The organism is Bradyrhizobium sp. LB11.1, assembly GCF_040549385.1.
In the GTDB taxonomy this organism is placed as follows: domain Bacteria; phylum Pseudomonadota; class Alphaproteobacteria; order Rhizobiales; family Xanthobacteraceae; genus Bradyrhizobium.
This window is the reverse complement of sequence record NZ_JBEPTH010000023.1, coordinates 50,327-69,520: the sequence shown is the minus strand read 5'-3', so window position 1 is coordinate 69,520 and position 19,194 is coordinate 50,327. Positions and strand designations below refer to the sequence as shown.

General features: G+C 63.4%; 17 protein-coding genes. 9 read left to right on the top strand and 8 right to left on the bottom strand.

Features of this window, described 5'->3' with window-relative positions; translation table 11 throughout:
* Positions 1 to 1,605 (bottom strand): methyl-accepting chemotaxis protein (locus ABIA96_RS34255; RefSeq protein WP_354141331.1); only part of this gene is annotated, 1,605 nt, incomplete at its 3' end.
* 341 nt (positions 1,606 to 1,946) lie between these two features.
* Here ABIA96_RS34255 and ABIA96_RS34250 point away from each other — a divergent pair.
* The 4 genes from ABIA96_RS34250 (at position 1,947) to ABIA96_RS34235 (ending at position 6,995) form a co-directional block, all read left to right on the top strand.
* Positions 1,947 to 2,432 carry a (2Fe-2S)-binding protein gene (locus ABIA96_RS34250; protein ID WP_354141330.1) on the top strand — a complete coding sequence of 162 codons (486 nt, stop codon included), beginning with the start codon at positions 1,947 to 1,949 and terminating at the stop codon, positions 2,430 to 2,432.
* 83 nt (positions 2,433 to 2,515) lie between these two features.
* A complete protein-coding gene (locus ABIA96_RS34245; protein WP_354141329.1) occupies positions 2,516 to 4,858 on the top strand; it encodes a xanthine dehydrogenase family protein molybdopterin-binding subunit in 2,343 nt (780 codons plus the stop codon).
* 15 nt (positions 4,859 to 4,873) lie between these two features.
* Complete coding sequence (locus ABIA96_RS34240; RefSeq protein ID WP_354141328.1) at positions 4,874 to 5,674, top strand: FAD binding domain-containing protein; 801 nt, start codon at positions 4,874 to 4,876, stop codon at positions 5,672 to 5,674.
* Between the two features lie 208 nt (positions 5,675 to 5,882).
* The gene (locus tag ABIA96_RS34235; protein ID WP_354141327.1) at positions 5,883 to 6,995 is read left to right on the top strand and encodes a CaiB/BaiF CoA transferase family protein; all 1,113 of its coding nucleotides are present in this window, start codon (positions 5,883 to 5,885) and stop codon (positions 6,993 to 6,995) included.
* A gap of 137 nt (positions 6,996 to 7,132) precedes the next feature.
* Here ABIA96_RS34235 and hppD read toward each other — a convergent pair whose 3' ends face one another.
* The gene (gene hppD, locus ABIA96_RS34230; RefSeq protein WP_354141326.1) at positions 7,133 to 8,251 is read right to left on the bottom strand and encodes a 4-hydroxyphenylpyruvate dioxygenase; all 1,119 of its coding nucleotides are present in this window, start codon (positions 8,249 to 8,251) and stop codon (positions 7,133 to 7,135) included.
* Between the two features lie 121 nt (positions 8,252 to 8,372).
* On the opposite strand from hppD, the gene ABIA96_RS34225 reads away from it, so the two are divergent.
* A complete protein-coding gene (locus ABIA96_RS34225; protein WP_354141325.1) occupies positions 8,373 to 8,852 on the top strand; it encodes an Lrp/AsnC family transcriptional regulator in 480 nt (159 codons plus the stop codon).
* A 74-nt stretch (positions 8,853 to 8,926) separates the two neighbouring features.
* Positions 8,927 to 9,238 (top strand): DUF1272 domain-containing protein, encoded by a 312-nt coding sequence (locus ABIA96_RS34220; RefSeq protein ID WP_354141324.1) that lies wholly within the window; start codon positions 8,927 to 8,929, stop codon positions 9,236 to 9,238.
* A 94-nt stretch (positions 9,239 to 9,332) separates the two neighbouring features.
* Here the strand turns inward: ABIA96_RS34220 and fahA are convergent, their stop codons facing one another.
* The 5 genes from fahA to ABIA96_RS34195 form a co-directional block, all read right to left on the bottom strand.
* Complete coding sequence (gene fahA / locus ABIA96_RS34215) at positions 9,333 to 10,607, bottom strand: fumarylacetoacetase (protein WP_354141323.1); 1,275 nt, start codon at positions 10,605 to 10,607, stop codon at positions 9,333 to 9,335.
* Positions 10,608 to 10,787: 180 nt separating this feature from the next.
* Complete coding sequence (gene hmgA, locus ABIA96_RS34210; protein WP_354141322.1) at positions 10,788 to 12,134, bottom strand: homogentisate 1,2-dioxygenase; 1,347 nt, start codon at positions 12,132 to 12,134, stop codon at positions 10,788 to 10,790.
* A gap of 2 nt (positions 12,135 to 12,136) precedes the next feature.
* Positions 12,137 to 13,093 (bottom strand): MBL fold metallo-hydrolase, encoded by a 957-nt coding sequence (locus tag ABIA96_RS34205; protein WP_354141321.1) that lies wholly within the window; start codon positions 13,091 to 13,093, stop codon positions 12,137 to 12,139.
* Between the two features lie 37 nt (positions 13,094 to 13,130).
* Complete coding sequence (locus tag ABIA96_RS34200) at positions 13,131 to 13,355, bottom strand: DUF2783 domain-containing protein (RefSeq protein ID WP_354141320.1); 225 nt, start codon at positions 13,353 to 13,355, stop codon at positions 13,131 to 13,133.
* Positions 13,356 to 13,382: 27 nt separating this feature from the next.
* On the bottom strand, positions 13,383 to 15,008 hold the full coding sequence (locus ABIA96_RS34195) for an FAD-dependent oxidoreductase (protein ID WP_354141319.1): 1,626 nt from the start codon (positions 15,006 to 15,008) through the stop codon (positions 13,383 to 13,385).
* Between the two features lie 110 nt (positions 15,009 to 15,118).
* Here ABIA96_RS34195 and ABIA96_RS34190 point away from each other — a divergent pair, with 110 nt between their 5' ends.
* Positions 15,119 to 15,661, top strand: coding sequence for a MarR family winged helix-turn-helix transcriptional regulator (locus ABIA96_RS34190; RefSeq protein WP_354141318.1), 543 nt, complete (start codon positions 15,119 to 15,121; stop codon positions 15,659 to 15,661).
* Here ABIA96_RS34190 and ABIA96_RS34185 read toward each other — a convergent pair whose 3' ends face one another.
* Positions 15,662 to 16,468: an N-acyl homoserine lactonase family protein gene (locus ABIA96_RS34185; RefSeq protein ID WP_354141317.1), complete on the bottom strand. Its 807-nt coding sequence runs from the start codon at positions 16,466 to 16,468 to the stop codon at positions 15,662 to 15,664.
* 362 nt (positions 16,469 to 16,830) lie between these two features.
* Here ABIA96_RS34185 and ABIA96_RS34180 point away from each other — a divergent pair, with 362 nt between their 5' ends.
* The gene (locus ABIA96_RS34180) at positions 16,831 to 18,342 is read left to right on the top strand and encodes a caspase family protein (RefSeq protein WP_354141316.1); all 1,512 of its coding nucleotides are present in this window, start codon (positions 16,831 to 16,833) and stop codon (positions 18,340 to 18,342) included.
* 142 nt (positions 18,343 to 18,484) lie between these two features.
* Positions 18,485 to 19,150, top strand: a complete 666-nt coding sequence (locus tag ABIA96_RS34175) for an OmpA family protein (RefSeq protein ID WP_354141315.1) — start codon at positions 18,485 to 18,487, stop codon at positions 19,148 to 19,150.
* Positions 19,151 to 19,194: the final 44 nt, after the last annotated feature.

Sequence of the window (19,194 nt, the reverse complement as noted above, 5' to 3'; positions counted from 1 at the left end):
CTCGATGGTGGCGTTCAGCGCCAGAAGGTTGGTCTGCTCGGCAATCGCGGTGATCAGCTTGACGACTTCGCCGATCTGCTGGGCTGCATGCGACAGCTTGCCGATACGGCCGTCGGTTTCCTTGGCCTGCACCACGGCGGCTTCGGCGATACGGCTGGAGTCGCGGACCTGGCGACCGATCTCCTCGACCGAGGCCGACAGCTCTTCCGTTGCGGTTGCCACCGACTGCATGTTGCTGGAGGCCTGCTCGGAGACGCCAGCGACCTGGCTTGACAGACTCTGCGTGGTCTCGGCGGTGCGCGTCAGCGTGGAGGCCGACGATTCAAGCTGCACGGCGGAGGCCGAGACGTTCGACACGATGGCGCCGACGGCGGTCTCGAAATCATCGGCAAAGCGGATCAGCTCGCCGCGGCGAGTGGCGGCCTGCTCCTTGTTCTGGGCTTCGCCGGCCGCGGCATCGCGCTCCGCCTTGGCGACGGCCTGAACCTTGAACTCCTCGACCGCGCCGGCCATCTCGCCGATCTCGTCCTTGCGGCCAAGGCCCGGCAGCACGACGTCGAAATTGCCCGAGGCCAGCTCGCGCATCGCCTTGCACATTGCGATCATAGGACGCGACATGCCGGTCCCGAGCAGGAAGGCGAGGACCGCGCCGAGCAGCGTGCCGCCGACGGCGAACATCAGCACCAGTTGCTCGGTTTTCCCGATGGTCGCTGCCGATTCCGAATCCAGCCGCTGCTGTTCGGCGATCAGATCCGCCTTCATTGCGGAGGCGCCCTGAAGGATCGCGCCCGCCGAGCCACTCATCTCGGTGACGAGCTCGTCGACCATCTTGGCGTTGGCGATCAGCTTCTCAAGCGCTTCGCGATAGGCAACGAGGATCGTCTTGGCCTCTTTCAGGCCGGTGACGATCTTGTCGTCCATGGAATAGACCGCGCCGAGCGAGTTCTCGACGAATTTCAGCCGCGCCAGCGCACTGGTCGCGATCGCCTGATCGGACGTCAGCACGAAATTGGTCGCCGCCGCGCTTGCGGTCTGGAACTGGGCGTTGACCTGCTTGGTGCCGAAATCGATGGCCTGCGCCTCGGAATCGGAGGCGTTGTTGCCGATATCGTCGAGCTTGTACTTCAGCAGATTGGCTTGGCGCGAGAGCTGGTTCTGCACCAGGAGCGTGCTGTCGCGCTTGGCCTGGAGGACTTTGGCGAAGGTCGCGGAGAAATTCGAAAACTCCTTGGCGAGCTTGTCGAGACTATCCTGCCGCGCCGGTGTCTTGGCGCTCTTGACGGCCTGGTCGATGGCGCTCTTCAGGCTGGCCTCAGCATCGAGCGCCGCCTTGGCGTCATCTTCCTTGCCGGTGACGACGAAATATTTGACGGCCGAGCGATAGGCGAGCAGCTCGCGGTCGATATTGCGGGCGAGATCGGCCTCCGAGACGCTGCTGCGATAGGACCCGACGCCGGACGAGACCCGCTCGAAGCCGAAATAGGCGAAAGCCATGCTGCCGGCGGAGATCACCAGCACCGCGGCAAAGCCGAGGATGATCTTGGCGCGGAACCGGAGGGTCGGAAATAAGCTGCGCTTAGACGGCGATACGGTACGCCTGGACATTCCCAACCCCCATTTACTCTCTTCAGCCGCGATCGAGAGGCGCCCCGCCCCCGGACCCGGATGCGCAAAACTAGGGCACAATGGATAAAGGGCGGTAAATTCGTCACGCCAATCCAATCCCAGGCGTCATGGGCCAAAGGCCGACCGACTGGGAGACCACTGGCATCCCACCCGGGCCTGCCGAACCGTCCGGAGCCCCCCGGCACGCTCCGCAATCATTGCCCGCCCGTCTGAATCAAATGACTTTTCCATGATCGGGGCGACCAAAATCCCAGTTGCAAAGTCCGGGGGCGCTGTCTCTAATTAGAAACAATCAAAATCAATCCCGGGAGGTGCTTTCTGTGTCTACAGTCAAACTGACGGTGAACGGCAAGGCCGTTGCTGTCGACGTCGAGGACCGCACGCTGCTGGTCCAGCTCCTTCGCGAGCACCTCAACCTCACCGGAACCCATGTCGGCTGCGACACCAGCCAGTGCGGCGCCTGCGTCGTGCATATGGACGGCAAGGCTGTGAAGTCCTGCACTATGCTGGCCGGCCAGGCCGACGGCGCCAACGTCACCACCATCGAGGGCATCGCCAAGGGCGACGAGCTGCATCCGATGCAGGCTGCCTTCCGCGACAATCACGGCCTCCAGTGCGGCTATTGCACCCCGGGCATGATCATGTCGGCGATCGACATCGTGCACCGTTACGGCGGCCAGCTCGATGAGACCACGGTCCGTCACGAGCTGGAAGGCAATATCTGCCGCTGCACCGGCTACCACAACATCGTCAAAGCCGTGCTGGATGCAGCCGGACGCATGAAGGTCTCGCAGGCGGCCGAGTAAAGCGGCTCGCCTCGAATAAGAACCACCGCTGCTGCTTTCGAGGGAAGGCGCAGTCAAAACAATTCCGGTCGGGAGGACCAGACATGGGTGTTGAAGGCATCGGCGCGCGCGTCGTGCGCAAGGAAGACAAGCGTTTCATTACCGGCAAGGGCCGTTACGTCGACGACATCAAATTGCTGGGCATGACCCATGCCCATTTCATCCGCACCCCGCACGCGCACGCCAAGGTGAAGAAGATCGATTCTTCCGCTGCGCTGAAGATGCCGGGCGTCGTCGCAGTCCTCACCGGACAGGAGATCGTCGACGACAAGGTCGGTAATCTCATCTGCGGCTGGGCCATTACCTCCAAGGACGGCAGCCCGATGAAGATGGGCGCGTGGCCGGCGATGGCGCCGGAGACTGTGCGCTTCGTCGGTCAGGCCGTCGCGGTCGTTATCGCAGATACCAAAAATCTCGCGCGCGATGCGGCGGAAGCTGTCGTGGTCGATTACGAGGAACTTCCCGCGGTCGCCGACGTCCACGCCGCGATCAAGGCCGGCGCGCCGCAGCTCCATCCCGAAGCCCCGGGCAACCAGGTCTATGATTGGGTGATCGGCGACGAGGCCGCGGCCGATGCCGCCTTCGCCAAGGCCGCCAATGTCGTGAAGCTCGACGTCACCAACAACCGCCTCGCGCCGAACGCGATGGAGCCGCGCGCGGCGATCGCCGATTACGACGCGGCGGAGGAGCACTTCACGCTTTATACGACGTCGCAGAACCCGCACGTCGCCCGCCTGGTGCTATCTGCGTTCTACAATATCGCGCCCGAGCATAAGCTGCGCGTAATCGCCCCCGACGTCGGCGGCGGCTTTGGCTCGAAAATCTTCATCTATCCCGAGGAGATGGTGGCGCTCTGGGCGTCCAAGAAGATCGGCCGTCCGGTGAAGTGGACCGGCGACCGCACCGAGGCCTTCCTCACCGACGCGCATGGCCGCGACCATGTGACCCATGCCGAGATGGCGTTCGACGCCAACAACAAGATCACCGGCCTGAAGGTGAAGACCTACGCCAATTTCGGCGCCTACATGTCACTGTTCTCGTCGTCGGTGCCGACCTATCTTTACGCGACGCTGCTGTCGGGCCAGTACAACATCCCGGCGATCCATGCCGAGGTGGTCGGTGTCTACACCAACACCACGCCGGTCGACGCCTATCGCGGCGCGGGCCGCCCCGAAGCCAGCTACCTGATCGAACGTCTCATGGAGACGGCGGCGCGGCAATTGAAGGTCGATCCGGCCCAACTGCGCCGGTCCAACTTCATCACCCAGTTCCCGCACCAGACGCCGGTGATCATGGCTTATGACACGGGCGACTTTAATGCATCGCTCGATGCGGCGATGAAGGCGATCGACTATGCCGGCTTTGCCGGGCGCAAGGCCAAGGCGAAGACGGAAGGCAAGCTGCGCGGCATCGGCGTCTCCTGCTACATCGAGGCCTGCGGCATCGCGCCGTCGAAGGCCGTCGGCAGCCTGGGCGCCGGCGTCGGCCTCTGGGAATCTGCCGAGGTGCGCGTCAACCCTGTGGGTACCATCGAGATCCTGACGGGCTCGCACAGCCACGGCCAGGGCCACGAGACCACGTTCTGCCAGCTCGTCGCGGAGCGCCTTGGCATTCCCATCAGCCAGGTCTCGATCGTCCACGGCGACACCGACAAGGTGCAGTTCGGCATGGGCACCTACGGCTCGCGCTCTGCGGCCGTCGGCCTCACCGCAATCCTGAAGGCGATGGAGAAAATGGAATCCAAGGCCAAGAAGATCGCTGCGCATGCGCTGGAAGCCTCAGAGGCCGACATCGTCATCGAGAACGGCGAGTTCAAGGTGACGGGCACCGACAAGGCGATCGCGCTGCCGATGGTCGCGCTCGCAGCCTACACCGCGCACAACCTGCCTGACGGGATGGAGCCGGGCCTGAAGGAAAGCGCCTTCTATGACCCGACCAACTTCACCTTCCCGGCCGGCGCCTATATCTGCGAGCTCGAGGTCGATCCCGGCACCGGCAAGACCTCTTTCGTCAACTTCGTCGCGGCCGACGATTTCGGCCGGCTGATCAATCCGATGATCGTCGAGGGTCAGGTCCATGGCGGCCTTGCCCAGGGCATCGGGCAGGCGCTGCTCGAGCACGCCATCTACGATGCCAACGGCCAACCCGTCACGGCCTCGTTCATGGACTACTCCATGCCGCGCGCCGACGATTTGCCCTCGTTCAACCTCTCCCACACAACGACGCTGTGCCCGGGCAATCCGCTCGGTATCAAGGGTTGCGGTGAGGCCGGCGCGATCGGCGCTTCTGCGGCCGTGATCAACGCGATCACGGATGCGATCGGCAACAACAATCTGGAAATGCCCGCAACCCCGGATCGGGTGTGGCGCACGATCCACGCGTCCTAAGAGGGAGGAACGAAGATGTACCAGACAATTTATCATCGTGCTTCCTCGGTCGACGAAGCCGCCAGTCTGTTCGGCAAAAGCAGCGAGGCGAAATTTCTCGCTGGCGGCCAGACGTTGCTGCCGGTGATGAAGCAGCGGCTCGCCAGCCCCTCGGATGTGATCGACCTTGGCAAGATCAAGGAGTTGCAGGGCGTCGAGCTCTCGGGCGACGTGCTGACCATCAAGGCCGGCACGACCTATTTCGACATCATGCAGAATGCCGACGTGAAGAAGGCGATCCCCGCGATCGCCCATCTCACCTCGATGCTCGGCGATCCCGCCGTGCGCTATCGCGGCACCATCGGCGGCTCGATCGCCAACAACGATCCGGCCGCGGATTACCCGGCGGTGCTGCTGGCGCTGGGCGCCACCGTGAAGACCAACAAGCGGTCGATCTCGGCGGAGGACTTCTTCCAGGGCCTGTTCGCGACGGCGCTTGAAGACGGCGAGATCATCACCGCCGTATCGTTCCCGGTTCCAGCGAAAGCGGGCTACGCCAAGATGCGGCATCCGGCGTCGCGCTTCGCGCTCACCGCTGTATTCGTCGCCCAGACGAAGTCGGGCGAGATCCGTGTCGCCGCGACCGGCGCTTCGCAGAGCGGCGTGATGCGGGTGGGCGCGATCGAGGTCGCTCTGAAGGCGAACTGGTCGCCGTCAGCGCTCGACAGCGTGAACATTTCGGCGAGCAATTTGCTCGCCGACATCCACGGCACCGCGGAGTACCGGGCAAACCTGATCAAGGTCATGGCTCAGCGCGCGGTGACAGCGGCCGGCTGACGATCGCGCTTTAGCGCCTCAACACAAATCTTCCGCGGCGCGCAGCAATGCGCGCCGTTTTTTATTATGCGCCCATGCATGAAAAGCGCTTGCCTCGCTGGCGTGAAGGCGAGAAAAGTTAATCAGCCGATTAACTCGCCCCCAGAGAGGAATGTCCGAGGCGCTTGCCGAACCATCGGCATCCGCCCGCGACCCGAGGAAACAACACGTGCTCGACAAACCCGCCCAGAATACTTCCGTCCGCACCTCCGGTCCGCTCGCGGGCTTCCGCGTCGTCGAATTCGCCGGCATCGGTCCAGGCCCGTTCGCCTGCATGATGCTGGCCGACATGGGCGCCGATGTCGTCACGCTCGACCGCGTCGGCGCGAAGAAAAGCATGAAGTCGGTTGCGGGCCGCGGCCGGAAGGTGATCGAGCTCGATCTCAAGGACAAGGCGGCGATCGCACAGGTGCTCGACCTGCTCGCCAGCGCCGACGCACTGGTCGAAGGTTTTCGGCCCGGCGTGATGGAACGGCTCGGCCTCGGCCCCGATGTCGTGCTCGCACGCAATCCGAAGCTCGTCTATGGCCGCATGACCGGCTGGGGCCAGGAAGGTCCGCTCGCCAACGCCGCCGGCCATGACATCAACTACATCTCGATCACCGGCGCACTGGCCGCGATCGGCACCAAGGAAGCGCCGGTGCCGCCGCTCAATCTCGTCGGCGATTTCGGCGGCGGCGCGCTCTATCTCGTCGTCGGCGTGCTCGCAGCCCTGCTGGACGCGCAGAAATCCGGCAAGGGCCAGGTGGTCGACGCCGCGATGTGCGACGGCGCGGCATCGCTGATGTCGTTCTTCTTCGACATGAAAACGCTCGGTCGCTGGACCGAGGGCCGCAACCGGAACTTCCTCGATGGCGGCGCTCACTTCTACGGCGTCTATGAATGCGCCTGCGGTCATTTCGTTTCGATCGGCTCGATCGAGCCGCAGTTCTACGCGCTGCTGCGCGAGCACGCAGGCCTGACCGACGCCGATTTCGACGCGCAGATGGACCCCAAGGCGTGGCCCGCGCTGAAGGAGAAGCTGAAGGCCGTGTTCAAGGGCAGGACGCGCGAGGACTGGTGCAAGATCATGGAAGGCAGCGACATCTGCTTCGCGCCGGTGCTGACCATGTCGGAAGCGACCGAGCATCCGCACATGGTCGCCCGCGACGTCTTCATCGAGCGCCACGGCGTAAAACAGCCCGCGCCCGCGCCGCGCTTCTCGCGTACGCCGTCGGCAGTTCGCGAGCCGGAAGGCGCGGAGATCGGTGCAGTGACGACTGCGTGGAAAGCGGCGAAGTAACCACGCCGCACGAATCTGTAGCAAGGGTGGGCAAAGGCGCAAAGCGCGATGCCCACCATCTGGCCGCTATAATAGAAGAGTGGTGGGCACGCTTACGCTTTGCCCACCCTACGGCAGTGTGCGAGACGGCGGCGTCCCTACGCCGCTGTCTCCACCTTCAACACTCCGCGCCGGATCTGATCCTCCTCGATCGACTCGAACAGGGCCTTGAAATTGCCTTCGCCAAAGCCGTCGTCGCCCTTGCGCTGGATGAACTCGAAGAAGATCGGGCCGATCGCGTTGGCCGAGAATATCTGCAGCAGCACCTTGGTCTGGCCGCCATCGACCACGCCTTCGCCGTCGATCAGGATGCCGTTCTTCTGAAGCCGTGCGACGTCCTCGCCATGCTTGGGCAGGCGCGCATCGATCCGCTCGAAATAGGTCTCGGGCGGCGACGGCATAAACGGGAGACCAGCCTCACGCAGGCCTTCGATAGTACGATGGATGTCTCGGCAGCCGCAGGCAATGTGCTGGATGCCCTCGCCGCGATAGATGTTCAGATACTCCTCGATCTGGCCGGAATCGCCCGCGTCCTCGTTGATCGGAATCCGGATTTTGCCGTCGGGACTCGTCAGCGCGCGCGAGAACAGGCCGGAGGCGCGGCCCTCGATGTCGAAGAAGCGGATTTGGCGGAAGTTGAATAGTTTTTCGTAGAAGCCGGTCCAGACGTCCATGCGGCCGCGATGGACGTTGTGGGTCAGATGGTCGAGATAGAACAGGCCGGCACCAACGGGCTGCGGATCGCGCGCGCCGAGCCATTCGAACTCGGCATCATAGGCCGAGCCCTTGGCGCCGTAGCGGTCGACGAAATAGAGCAGGCTGCCGCCGATGCCCTTGATCGCGGGCACATCGAGTGTTCTCTGGTTGGATGATACATCGGCGGGCTCGGCGCCGAGCGAAATCGCGCGGTCATAGGCCGCCTTCGCATCGACCACGCGGAACGCCATCGACGGCGCGCAGGGGCCGTGCGCGGCGACGAAGTCGTAACCGTGAGTGCCCGGCTCCTCGTTGACGAGATAATTGATATCGCCCTGGCGATAGACCGTGATCCTCTTGGTCTTGTGGCGCGCGACGGGCGCGTAGCCCATAAGCTTGAACAGATCGTGCAGCTCTTGCGGATTCGGATGGGCGTATTCGACGAACTCGAACCCGTCGGTGCCCATCGGATTGTCGGCGGTGATCGTGGCCGGCGGTGCGTCGTGCGGAAACGGACCCATGGGTCTCTCCCAAATTGCTGCTGCTTTGAACTATCCTTCATTTCGCGCGCAAGGAGCGTGCAAACGGGACGTGGTTTCGCTATTCTATGCACAATTTGTGCATGAATTGGACGGAGGACGCATGATTTCGGTAGACGCGTTTGACCTCAAGATCCTGGGCGCGCTCCAGGACGACGGCCGCCTCACCAACCAGGAGCTAGCGGATCTTGCGGGGCTGTCAGCCTCGCAATGCTCGCGGCGGCGGATGCGGCTGGAGGAGGAGAAGGTGATCGCGGGCTATCACGCCGATCTCTCCAGCGAGGCGCTCGGCTTCGGCGTGATCGCCTTCATCCAGGTGGGGCTTGCGACCCACTCGCCGGATAATTCCAAACGCTTTCGCACGCTGGTCAACCGCATCGACGAGATCCAGGAGGCGTATTCGCTGACCGGCGATGCCGACTACGTGCTCAAGGCCGTGCTGCGTGACCTCAAGGGGCTCTCCAATCTCGTCAACGACGTGCTGATGCCGCACCAGAGCGTGGCGCATGTACGTTCTTCGATCGTGCTGGATAGACTGAAGGAAAGCTCTCGGCTGCCTCTGAAGGATTTGAGGGCTGGCTGAAATCGAGGGAACTACGCCGTTCGCGTTGGTCGCGCGATCTGCGATGATCCCGGCCAGCTTGCGGAGATTCAACCATGGCCCTCCAGCTTCGACCGAACTGCGAATACTGCGACCGCGACCTGCCGCCTGATGCAACGGAGGCGCGGATCTGCTCCTATGAATGCACGTTCTGTGCGGATTGCGTCGAGACAAAGCTCTCCAACGTCTGCCCGAACTGCGGCGGCGGCTTTGCCCCGCGCCCGATCCGTCCGACGCAGGAATGGCGGCCGGGCGTGTGCACGACCAAGCAGGCACCGTCCGACAAGCGGGTGCATTTGAAGTACAGCGTGGAGGATGTCGCGGCGCATTGCGCGAGGGTCAGGGAAGTGCCGCCGGAGAAACGATAGGTCTCGTAGGGTGGGCAAAGGCGCGTCAGCGCCGTGCCCACCATCTGCTTGTGGTGGGCACCCTCCGCTTTGCCCACCCTTGTATTAGCGCGGCTCACTCCGCCGCCAAGATCGTCCCCTCGACCTCGCCGAACCCGACGCGATAGCCGTTGCCCTGGCACCAGCCGCGCATCACGAGGCTGTCGCCGTCCTCCAGGAACGAGCGCTTGACGCCACCGGGCAATTCCACCGGCTCGGTTCCGTTCCAGCTGATCTCCAGAAGACTGCCGCGCTGGTTCTTCTCCGGACCGGAGATGGTGCCGCTGCCGAGCAGATCACCGACATTCATCGCGCAGCCAGAGGAAGCGTGATGCATCAACTGCTGCACTGACGACCAGTACATGTATTTGAAGTTGGTCCGGCTGATGCCGGCGGTCGCGTTGGCGCCTGTCGCGCGCAAGGAAACGTCGAGCTCCAGATCGTAATTCTGCTGCTTGCCCTGCCTGAGATAATCCAGCGGCACCGGCTCCTGCGCCGGCCCCTTCAGGCGGAACGGCTCCAGCGCCTCGCGCGTCACCACCCACGGGCTGATCGAGGTCGCGAACGCTTTCGCGAGGAACGGGCCGAGCGGCACATATTCCCATTGCTGGATGTCGCGCGCGCTCCAGTCGTTGAGCAGCACGAAGCCGAAGATCATCTCCTCGGCCTGCTGCTCGGTCAGCATGCCGCCCATCGGCGAAGGCTGGCCGATCACGACACCCATCTCCAGCTCAAAATCGAGCCGCTTGCATGGCCCAAAGCTCGGCACCTCGACATTCGGCGGCTTCAGCTGCCCGCGTGGACGCTTCACCTTGGTGCCGGACACCACGACGGTCGAGGCGCGGCCGTTATAGGCGATCGGCATGTGCAGCCAGTTCGGCTGCAGCGCGTTGTCCTTGCCACGGAACATGACGCCGACATTGGTGGCGTGCTCCCTGGACGAATAGAAATCGGTATAGCCGGAGACCGCGAACGGCAGATGCAGCTTTGCTTCGCGCATCGGCACCAGCGCCTGCTTGCGCAGCTCCTCGTTGTCCCGCAGCTCCGGATGATCGTGACGCAAGAGCTCGCTGATCCGCGCCCGCGTCCTGGTCCAGACCTTCGGTCCCAACGTCATGAACGCATTGAGCGAGGGCCCGGAGAACACACCGAGCGGTCCGACATCAAGCCGCGAATCCTGCTCGAGCTCCCGGAGATCGAGCACGTAATTGCCGATTGCGACGCCGACCCGCGGCGTCGGATTGGCCGCGGTCGAGAACACACCATAGGGCAGGTTCTGGATCGGGAAATCGGACGCGGGATCGACCTCGATGAAGGAGCGGAGGCTGGGGTCGTTGGGGTGGGTTGTCACTTTGGGCCCGGTCCTTTCTTCCTTCTCCCCTTGCGGGAGAAGGTGGCGCGAAGCGCCGGATGAGGGGTATCTATCGGCGAGTCCGAATGTCAGGGGTTCACTCGCGGAGAGAGACCCCTCACCCGTCTCGCCGCTGCGCGGCGAGCCACCCTCTCCCACAAGGGGAGAGGGTAAAAGGCCTCACGGCCGGTTGGGATCGAACCGCTTCTCCAGCCCCTTCCAGCAATCCGCGTAATCGTCCTGCAGCGTCGATGCATTTGCGGCATGCGCGGTGACGCGCTGCGGGTAGCGGGTCTCGAACATGAAGGCCATGGTGCCCGTGAGCTTCACCGGCTTCAGCTCGCCGTTGCTGGCGTGCTCGAAGGCGTCGCGGTCGGGCCCGTGCGGCAGCATGCAATTGTGCAGCGAGATGCCTCCGGGCACAAAACCTTGCGGCTTGGCATCATAGACGCCGTAGATCAGGCCCATGAACTCGCTCATGATGTTCATGTGATACCATGGCGGACGGAAAGTATTTTCGGCAACCATCCAGCGCTCGGGGAAGATCACGAAATCGATATTCGCGGTACCCGCCGTCTCCGACGGCGAGGTCAGCACCGTGAAGATCGAGGGATCTGGATGATCGAAGCCGATCGCGCCGACCGGCGAGAACGTGCGCAGGTCGTATTTGTAAGGCGCGTAATTACCGTGCCATGCGACGACGTCGATCGGCGAATGCGGCAACGTGGTCTTGAACAACGAACCGCCCCATTTCACGAACAACTCGGTTGGGGTGTCCTTGTCCTCGTAATGCGCGACCGGCGTCAGGAAGTCCCGCGCGTTCGCAAGACAGTTGGCGCCGATCGGCCCGCGCTCCGGCAGCGTGAAGGCGCCGCCATAGTTTTCGCAGAGATAGCCGCGCGCCGGCCCGTTCGGAATCTCGACCCGGAATTTCACGCCACGCGGGATCACCACGATCTCGCCAGGCTCGGCGTCGATGCGGCCGAACTCGGTGACGAGGCGCAGATTGCCCTGCTGGAGCACGAACATCATCTCGCCGTCGGCATTATAAAAATGCTGGTCCACCATCGACTTGGTGATGAGGTAGATGTGCGCAGCCATGCCGGCCTGCGTGTTGACGTCACCAGCGGTCGTCATGGTCTGCACACCCCCAAGGAATGTCGTGTCCTCCTTCGGGATCGGCGCCGGGTCCCAACGCAGCTGCGCGATGGGGAGATCATATTCATGGCACGGCGCCGAGCGCCATAGACCGCCATCGGCCTTCTCGAAACGACCGGAATGCTTCACTGAGGGACGGATGCGATAGAGCCAGGAGCGCTCATTTGTGCCGCGTGGCGCAGTGAAGGGCGAGCCCGAAAGCTGCTCGGCATAGAGCCCGTAAGCGCAGCGCTGCGGCGAATTGCGCCCGATCGGCAGCGCACCTGGCAGCGCCTCCGTCTCAAAACTGTTGCCGAAGCCGGACATGTAGCCCGGCGTCACCTGGGCCGAGCTTCGGACGATCTGGTCGGACGAGGTGTTGATATTCATGACTATCCTCCTCCTTGCAAGGCGGCCCACATTTCCTGGTCGCGCTTGTCGGTCCAGATCACGGGGTCGTCGATCCCCGACGCCTCGTCATAGGCGCGCGACACGTTGAAGGGCAGGCAATGCTCGTAGATGGCGAAGCTGTGGAATTTCGGATCCATCACCTCGCGCGTCGCGGCCATCGATTCCTTCAGCGTGCGCCCTTTGGCGACCGAGACTTCGGCGGCACCATAGAGCGAGGTGACGAAGTCACGCGTCATCGCGATGGCTTCGCGCACCGTGGCTGTGCCCTTCAGCGCATCGCCACGGCCCGGCGCTATCGCCTTGGGATTGAAATTGCGGATCTCGTTCAGCGTCAGCGGCCATTCGCGCAGATGCGCATCACCGCAATAGCAGGCCGAGTGATACTCGATGAGGTCGCCGGAGAACATGACTTCGGCATCCGGCACCCACGCGACGATGTCGCCCGAGGTATGGCCGGCGCCAAGCTGCATCAGGCGCACTTCGCGCTTGCCGAGATAGATCGACATCTCGCCTTCGAAAGTCAGTGTCGGCCAGGTCAGGCCGGGAATGCTCTCGGCATCCTGGAACAGGCGGGGAAAACGGCCGTATTCGGAATCCCAATCCTGCTGGCCGCGTTCCTCGATCAGGCGATAAGTCTCCTGCGAGGCCACGATGCCTTGCGCCTTGTAGGCGGAGGCGCCGAGCACGCGCACGGCGTGATAATGCGACAGCACGACATATTTGATCGGCTTGTCGGTGACGGTGCGCACGCGCTCGATCACCTTGTTGGCCATCGCCGGCGTCGACTGCGCGTCGAACACGAGACAGCCGTCGTCACCGACGATAATCGCGGTGTTCGGATCACCCTCCGCGGTGAAGGCGTAGAGATCGGTGCCGATCTCGGAGAAGGTGATCTTCTTCTCGGAGAGATCGCCGGTGGATGCGAAGTTCTTCGCCATCAGTTCATCCTTAAGTTATTTGCTTCAAGCTTTTGGGTTATTGTTGTTGCTGTTGTTGCTGCTGGCCGTCGTTCATGCGGCGTTGCGCCAACACGAGCGCTTCCCGCAGCACGTCGATGTCGCCGATATGGTTGGCGAGGATCAGCACCAGCGCCGCGTCGAAGTCGGCGCTCTGCTCGTCGCTGAGACCGCGATGCGCTTCGACGATGGCGCGAAAGGCATCATCGGGTCGCGCAAAATTGGAGCTGGTGGAAAGCGGCATGCAAAACCTCAGTTCAAGTCTTCCAATTCAAGCCCTTCCATTCAAGCCCTGGGCCCGCGACAGCGCGGCGGCAATCGCCTCGCGCGTCGGATGCCGGAAGCGTGCTGCGACGTAGCCATCCGGCCTGAGGAGATAGGCTGCGCCCGGCTGGGCATCATAGCGCTTTGCGGCCAGGCCCGAGGGATCGGCAAGTCCACCGTCACCGCCGATGCGGATATCCTTCACGCCTTCGGGCGCGTCGATCGCCGCACCATTGCTGAACGACAGCAAAGTGAAATCCGTTCCACCCTTGCGGAACGCATCGGTCAGATAGGCATGGCCCGCCACAGGGGCATCGAGCATGGAACAGCCAGGCCGCGGGCCAGCGTCCCACAGATCGGCATCGCGCGATGACAGCGGCGAGTCATAGCTGCATGGCACCGACAGCCGGCCGCCATTGACCATGCGCTTGCCGAACTCGGTTTCCTTGGCGAGCGACAGCACCGCCTGGCGCAGCCGCGCTTCCTGATGCGAATTCGGCGCCATGAAATCGGTCGAGCGGGTGGATTCGCGGATGTTCTCGTCGGCAGCCCCGCTGCGCTCGACATGGTAGCTCTCGAGCAGACTCGCGGGCGAGGCGCCGCGCAGCACGCGGTCAAGCTTCCATGAGAGATTTTCGGCGTCCTCGAGTCCCGAGTTCGCGCCGCGCGCACCAAAGGGCGAGACCTGATGCGCGGAGTCGCCCGCAAAAATCACACGGCCATGGATGAAGCGATCCATCCGGCGGCATTGGAATTTGTAGAGCGATATCCATTCGAACTCGAACTCGTCGTGACCGAGCATGCGTGCAAGCCGCGGCCGCACGTTCTCCGGCTTCTTCTCGACTGCGGGATCCGCATCGCGGCTAAGCTGGAGATCGATGCGCCAGACGTTGTCGGGCTGCTTGTGCAGCAGCGCCGACCGCCCGGCATGAAACGGCGGATCGAACCAGAACCAGCGCTCGGTCGGGAATTCCGCGGTCATCTTCACGTCCGCGATCAAGAACTGGTCCTCGAACACCTGCCCGGCAAATTCGGCGCCGACCATCTGCCGCAGCGAAGAACGTGCGCCGTCGCAGGCGACGACATATTGCGCGTGCAGGCGATAGGCGCCTTCGGGCGTCTCGATCGTCACCGCAACGGAATCGTTGCGCTGCTCAATGGCACTCACCTTGTTGCGCCAGCGCAGGTCGATTGCGGGCAGATCGCTGATGCGATCGACCAGATAGGACTCGGCGTAATATTGCTGGAGGTTGATGAAGGCCGGCCGCTTGTGGCCGTCCTCGGGGAGCAGATTGAACTGGTAGAGCTGCGACTCGCCATGAAAGATGCGACCGACGCTCCACACCACGCCCTTGTCGACCATGCGGTCGGCGACCCCGAGCCGGTCCCAATATTCCAGCGAACGTTTCGAGAAGCAGATCGCGCGCGAGCCCTCGCCAATGCGGTCGGCATCGTCCAGAAGGACGACGCGCTGGCCGCGCTGGGCGAGATCGATCGCCAGCGACAACCCCACGGGCCCCGCGCCGACGACCACCACCGGATGCTCGGCCGGACTTTGGCCGGGGCGGCCCTGGTCGGAGTGGCGGCGATAGCCGAACTGGGTTTTGGCCTGATGCGTATTGGCCGGCGCCATACACTAACCTCGGCTCTGGTCAGGAGAGGACTGATCTGCTAAATAGTTTCACGTGCAACTATTTTGGACCGGAGCCGGCCGGCCGTCAACTGGAATTCGGAGTGCTCTCCTTGGCGAGGACATCCAGCGACATCGCGCTGAAGACACGCGAAGCCGATGAGGCTTCACCGGGGCCCAAATCGCGGCTCGATCTGTTCAAGTTCGTACCGTTCCGCCTCAACCGCCTCGCGGCGGAGGTCAGTTCCGCGCTCGCGGTCGAATATCAGGAACGCCACGGCCTCGACATTCCGGCCTGGCGTGTGATTGCCACGCTCGGCTTCCGCAACGATGCCTGCAGCGCGCAGTACATCTCGCAATGCACCCGCACTCACAAATCGACCATCAGCCGCGCGGTCACGGCCCTGCTTCATGACGGCTTGATTGAGCGGGTCGAGAACGAAACCGACCGCCGCGAATTTCGCCTGCGACTGACGAAGAAGGGCCGCGCGCTTTACGAGGAGCTGTTCCCGCAGTTGCTGCGGCGGGAAGACGAGATCCTCGCCTGCCTCTCGGCGCAAGAGCGTAAGCAACTCTCCGCGCTGCTCGGCAAGATCGAGGAGAGCCTCGATCTGATCCAGACCAGCGAAGAAGCCGACGCCAAGCAGGCGTATTGATCACTTCGCAAACGACCGCGTCGGCGGCAAATGCAGCGCCCAGGCGTCGACCTTGTCGCTGGCGCGCGGATAGATCTCCGTCACGATCGGATCGTGCCCGGGAATGAAACGGTCGGGATGGCCGGCGAGGCGTTCGATCGTCTCCCAGCCGACGGCCATGTCGCCGACATTGTAGACGATCGGAAACGGGCTCTTGCGCTGCAGATTGGCGTAATAATGCGCGGCGTCGGACGCCAGCACCACCGGCCCGCGCGCAGTCTCGACCTTGACCACCTGCAAGCCGTCGGAATGACCGCCAACGCGATGCACGGTGACACCAGGCGCGACCTCGCCGTCGCCGGAATAGAAATTGACGCGCTCGCCATAGACGTGGCGCACCATCTGGGTGACGTGCTCGACCGAGAATGGATGTCGCAGCAGTCCGTTACACATGCAGCGGCCCGTGGCGTAAGCCATCTCGCGTTCCTGGAGATGGAAGCGCGCATTCGGGAAGCGGTCGAGATTACCGGCATGATCGTAATGCAGATGCGTCACGATGATGTCTCGAATGCTCGACGCGGCGACACCAAAGCGCTCCAGCGCATCGACCGGATTGAGCGTCAGCTTGCGCGCGCGGGAGGTAGCTTCCTCGGCATTGAAGCCGGTATCGACCAGGATATCGCGGCCGCCGCCACGGATCAGCCAAACGAAGTAGTCGAGGTCCTGCGCCGCGCTGTCATGTGGGTCAGGCGCAAGGAAATTCATGGCGGGGGTGCGCGGCGACATCGTTGCATAGCGCAGGGCGTAGATTTCGTAGGCGTTTCCCATGGGCTTTGATCCCGGCTTTTTGCTTTTTCTGAGTGGACCTCCCACGCACCAAGCCATCGTCCGGCGCAAAGGTCAAACGCATGAGGTTGCCGCGGAGGCGGCCCCCCCAATGTGAGACCAATCACATTTTCGTCGCGGGCGCCGGCCTGACATGGCCGCCGGAACCCGAAGCAAGAATGTGTCGAGTAGCTGAATTATTCCCCGCGCATCTGGCCAGTGCATCGCGGTCAATTGTCGCGATAGTACCGAATCTCCAAGCGGTTGACGCACCCGTTCCCCGGTTTGATAATGCACATTGCGTAAGTTAAGGTCGCCGCGGCGCAAGCTGGGAACGGCGCCTTTTTGGCTGGACCGCGCTGATTATGAAAATTTGCTTGCTTTTTCTTCTGCCATTGCTCGTCTCGCTCGTCCCGAGCGCGCCGTCGCATGCGGCCGGCGATCGTTTTGCGCTGGTGATCGGCAACGCCAAATATCCAGACGCGGACAGCCCGCTGAAGGAGCCGATCAACGATTCGCGCGATGTCGCCGACGAGCTCAAACGCGACGGCTTTTCGGTCGAGGTCGGCGAGAACCTGACCGGCGACGGCATGCGCCGTGCCTTCGACAAGCTTTACGGCAAGATCAAGCCAGGCTCCGTGGCACTGATATTCTACAGCGGGTTCGGCATCCAGTCGGCGCGCCAGAGCTACATGATCCCGGTCGACGCGCAGATCTGGACCGAGTCCGACGTCCGCCGCGACGGTTTCAGCATCGAAGCCATCCTGGGCGAGCTCAACACCCGTGGCGCCGGCGTCAAGATCGCGCTGATTGATGCCAGCAGGCGCAACCCGTTCGAACGGCGGTTCCGCAGTTTCTCGGCGGGTCTGACCCCGGTCATCGCGCCGAACGGCACGCTGGTGATGTATTCGGCCGCGCTGGCATCGGTGGTGTCCGATGCCGGCGGCGACCACAGCCTGTTCGTCCAGGAGCTGCTCAAGGAAATCCGCGTCCCCGACCTGATGGCGGAGGAAACGCTGAACCGCACCAAGATGGGTGTCACCCGCGCCTCGCGCGGCGAGCAGGTGCCATGGATATCGTCCTCGCTCGCCGAAGATTTCTCGTTCATTCCGGGTGCCGCTGGAGCCCGCCCGACGGCGACGACACCGCCACCGGCGCCTCCCGCACCGCCACCTCCTCCTGCGGTCGCGACCAACCCGCCTCCGGCTCCGCCCGCCCCACCCGTGGCTTCGAACAATCCGCCAGCGCCACCCGCACCGCCATCACCGCCGCCGGCGCCGAAACCGCAGGTCGAGGCCGCTTTGCCGCCACCGCCACCGCCGGTGAAGCCCGCCGAGCCCGCCCCGAGCATCGACAGCGGTCCGAGCGCGTCCGCCTTGGCTGAAGACCCGACCATCAAGAGCCTGACGGCCAAGATCGCCGCAAATCCGGACGACGTGAATGCGCTGTACCGGCGTGGCCAGGTCTATGCCAGCAAGGGAGCTTACGGCCTCGCCATCAAGGATTTTGATGACACGCTCCGGATCAATTCGAAGGATGTCGAGGCGCTGAACAACCGCTGCTGGACCCGCACCGTGGTCGGCGACCTCCAGGGCGCGCTGAAGGATTGCAACGAGGCGCTGCGGCTGCGGCCGAATTTCGTCGATGCGCTGGATAGCCGCGGGCTCGTGAACCTCAAATCCGGAGCGGCGAAGAACGCCATCGCCGATTTCGACGCGGCGCTGAAGATCAATCCGCGCCTGACCTCCTCGCTGTTTGGGCGGGGTATCGCCAAGCAGCGCAACGGCTCGGCCCAGGAGGGCGCGCTCGATATCGCCAATGCCAAGGCGATGGATCCGAACATCGCTGGGGAGTTCGCAAGTTACGGAGTGCGTTGATATTTTTTGATTTGATGCGGGGAACGCCTCGAACCCCTGGCCACCCGGTCAAGACTAACCGAACGGATGCCGCAGGCGGCCTTGCCGTTGGCCTATTGCAGGAATTTTGGAACCGCGCGCGCTCGCGCAGGAGGGACTGGCAATGAGATTGGCTGCAAAGGGACTGACCGCGCTCCTGTCCATCATCACCATCAGTGCCGCACTGACGCTCACCCCTGCCTTCGCCGGCGACGACGGCAACAGCAAGAATGTCACCGAGGACGAGATCGTCCGGGCCCTGGCGCCGGCGCCGAAAAAACCCCTGACCCGCGGCCTCTCGATCGGCCCGCAGGCCGATCCGGTGCCGAACGCGGTGGAAACCAAGCTCATCCAGTCCGTCCGCGGCCGTACCACGCGCTCGCTCTCGTCGACCGAACGCGACGAGATCGCGTCGGCCGCCAAGGACAAGCCGAATATCGATCTCGAAATCACCTTCGACTACAATTCGGCCGATATCAGCACCAAGTCGCTGCCTTCGGTGCAGGCGCTGGGGCGCGCGCTGACCAGCCCCGACTTGAAGGGCTCGACCTTCGTGGTCGCCGGCCACACCGATGCCGCCGGCGGCGAGAGCTACAATCAGGAGCTGTCGGAACGCCGCGCGGATTCGATCAAGCGCTACCTCGTCGAGAAGTACAGCATCGCCGCGACCGACCTCGTCACCGTCGGCTACGGCAAGAGCAAGCTGAAGGACCCGAACCAGCCAATGTCGGAGGCGAACCGCCGCGTCCAGGTCGTCAATATGGAAAACAAGACCACCGCATCGAAGTGACCACGTCGCAATCCGTTGAAGTGACAAGTCCTGATGTGGTGTAA

Excerpts from the sequence above, each read along its gene's own strand:
- ABIA96_RS34245 (WP_354141329.1), top strand. The coding sequence starts at position 2,516 with ATGGGTGTTGAAGGCATCGGCGCGCGCGTCGTGCGCAAGGAAGACAAG.
- ABIA96_RS34240 (WP_354141328.1), top strand. The coding sequence starts at position 4,874 with ATGTACCAGACAATTTATCATCGTGCTTCCTCGGTCGACGAAGCCGCC.
- hppD (WP_354141326.1), bottom strand. The coding sequence starts at position 8,251 with ATGGGTCCGTTTCCGCACGACGCACCGCCGGCCACGATCACCGCCGAC.
- ABIA96_RS34225 (WP_354141325.1), top strand. The coding sequence starts at position 8,373 with ATGATTTCGGTAGACGCGTTTGACCTCAAGATCCTGGGCGCGCTCCAG.
- ABIA96_RS34220 (WP_354141324.1), top strand. The coding sequence starts at position 8,927 with ATGGCCCTCCAGCTTCGACCGAACTGCGAATACTGCGACCGCGACCTG.
- hmgA (WP_354141322.1), bottom strand. The coding sequence starts at position 12,134 with ATGAATATCAACACCTCGTCCGACCAGATCGTCCGAAGCTCGGCCCAG.
- ABIA96_RS34205 (WP_354141321.1), bottom strand. The coding sequence starts at position 13,093 with ATGGCGAAGAACTTCGCATCCACCGGCGATCTCTCCGAGAAGAAGATC.
- ABIA96_RS34200 (WP_354141320.1), bottom strand. The coding sequence starts at position 13,355 with ATGCCGCTTTCCACCAGCTCCAATTTTGCGCGACCCGATGATGCCTTT.
- ABIA96_RS34195 (WP_354141319.1), bottom strand. The coding sequence starts at position 15,008 with ATGGCGCCGGCCAATACGCATCAGGCCAAAACCCAGTTCGGCTATCGC.
- ABIA96_RS34185 (WP_354141317.1), bottom strand. The coding sequence starts at position 16,468 with ATGGGAAACGCCTACGAAATCTACGCCCTGCGCTATGCAACGATGTCG.
- ABIA96_RS34180 (WP_354141316.1), top strand. The coding sequence starts at position 16,831 with ATGAAAATTTGCTTGCTTTTTCTTCTGCCATTGCTCGTCTCGCTCGTC.
- ABIA96_RS34175 (WP_354141315.1), top strand. The coding sequence starts at position 18,485 with ATGAGATTGGCTGCAAAGGGACTGACCGCGCTCCTGTCCATCATCACC.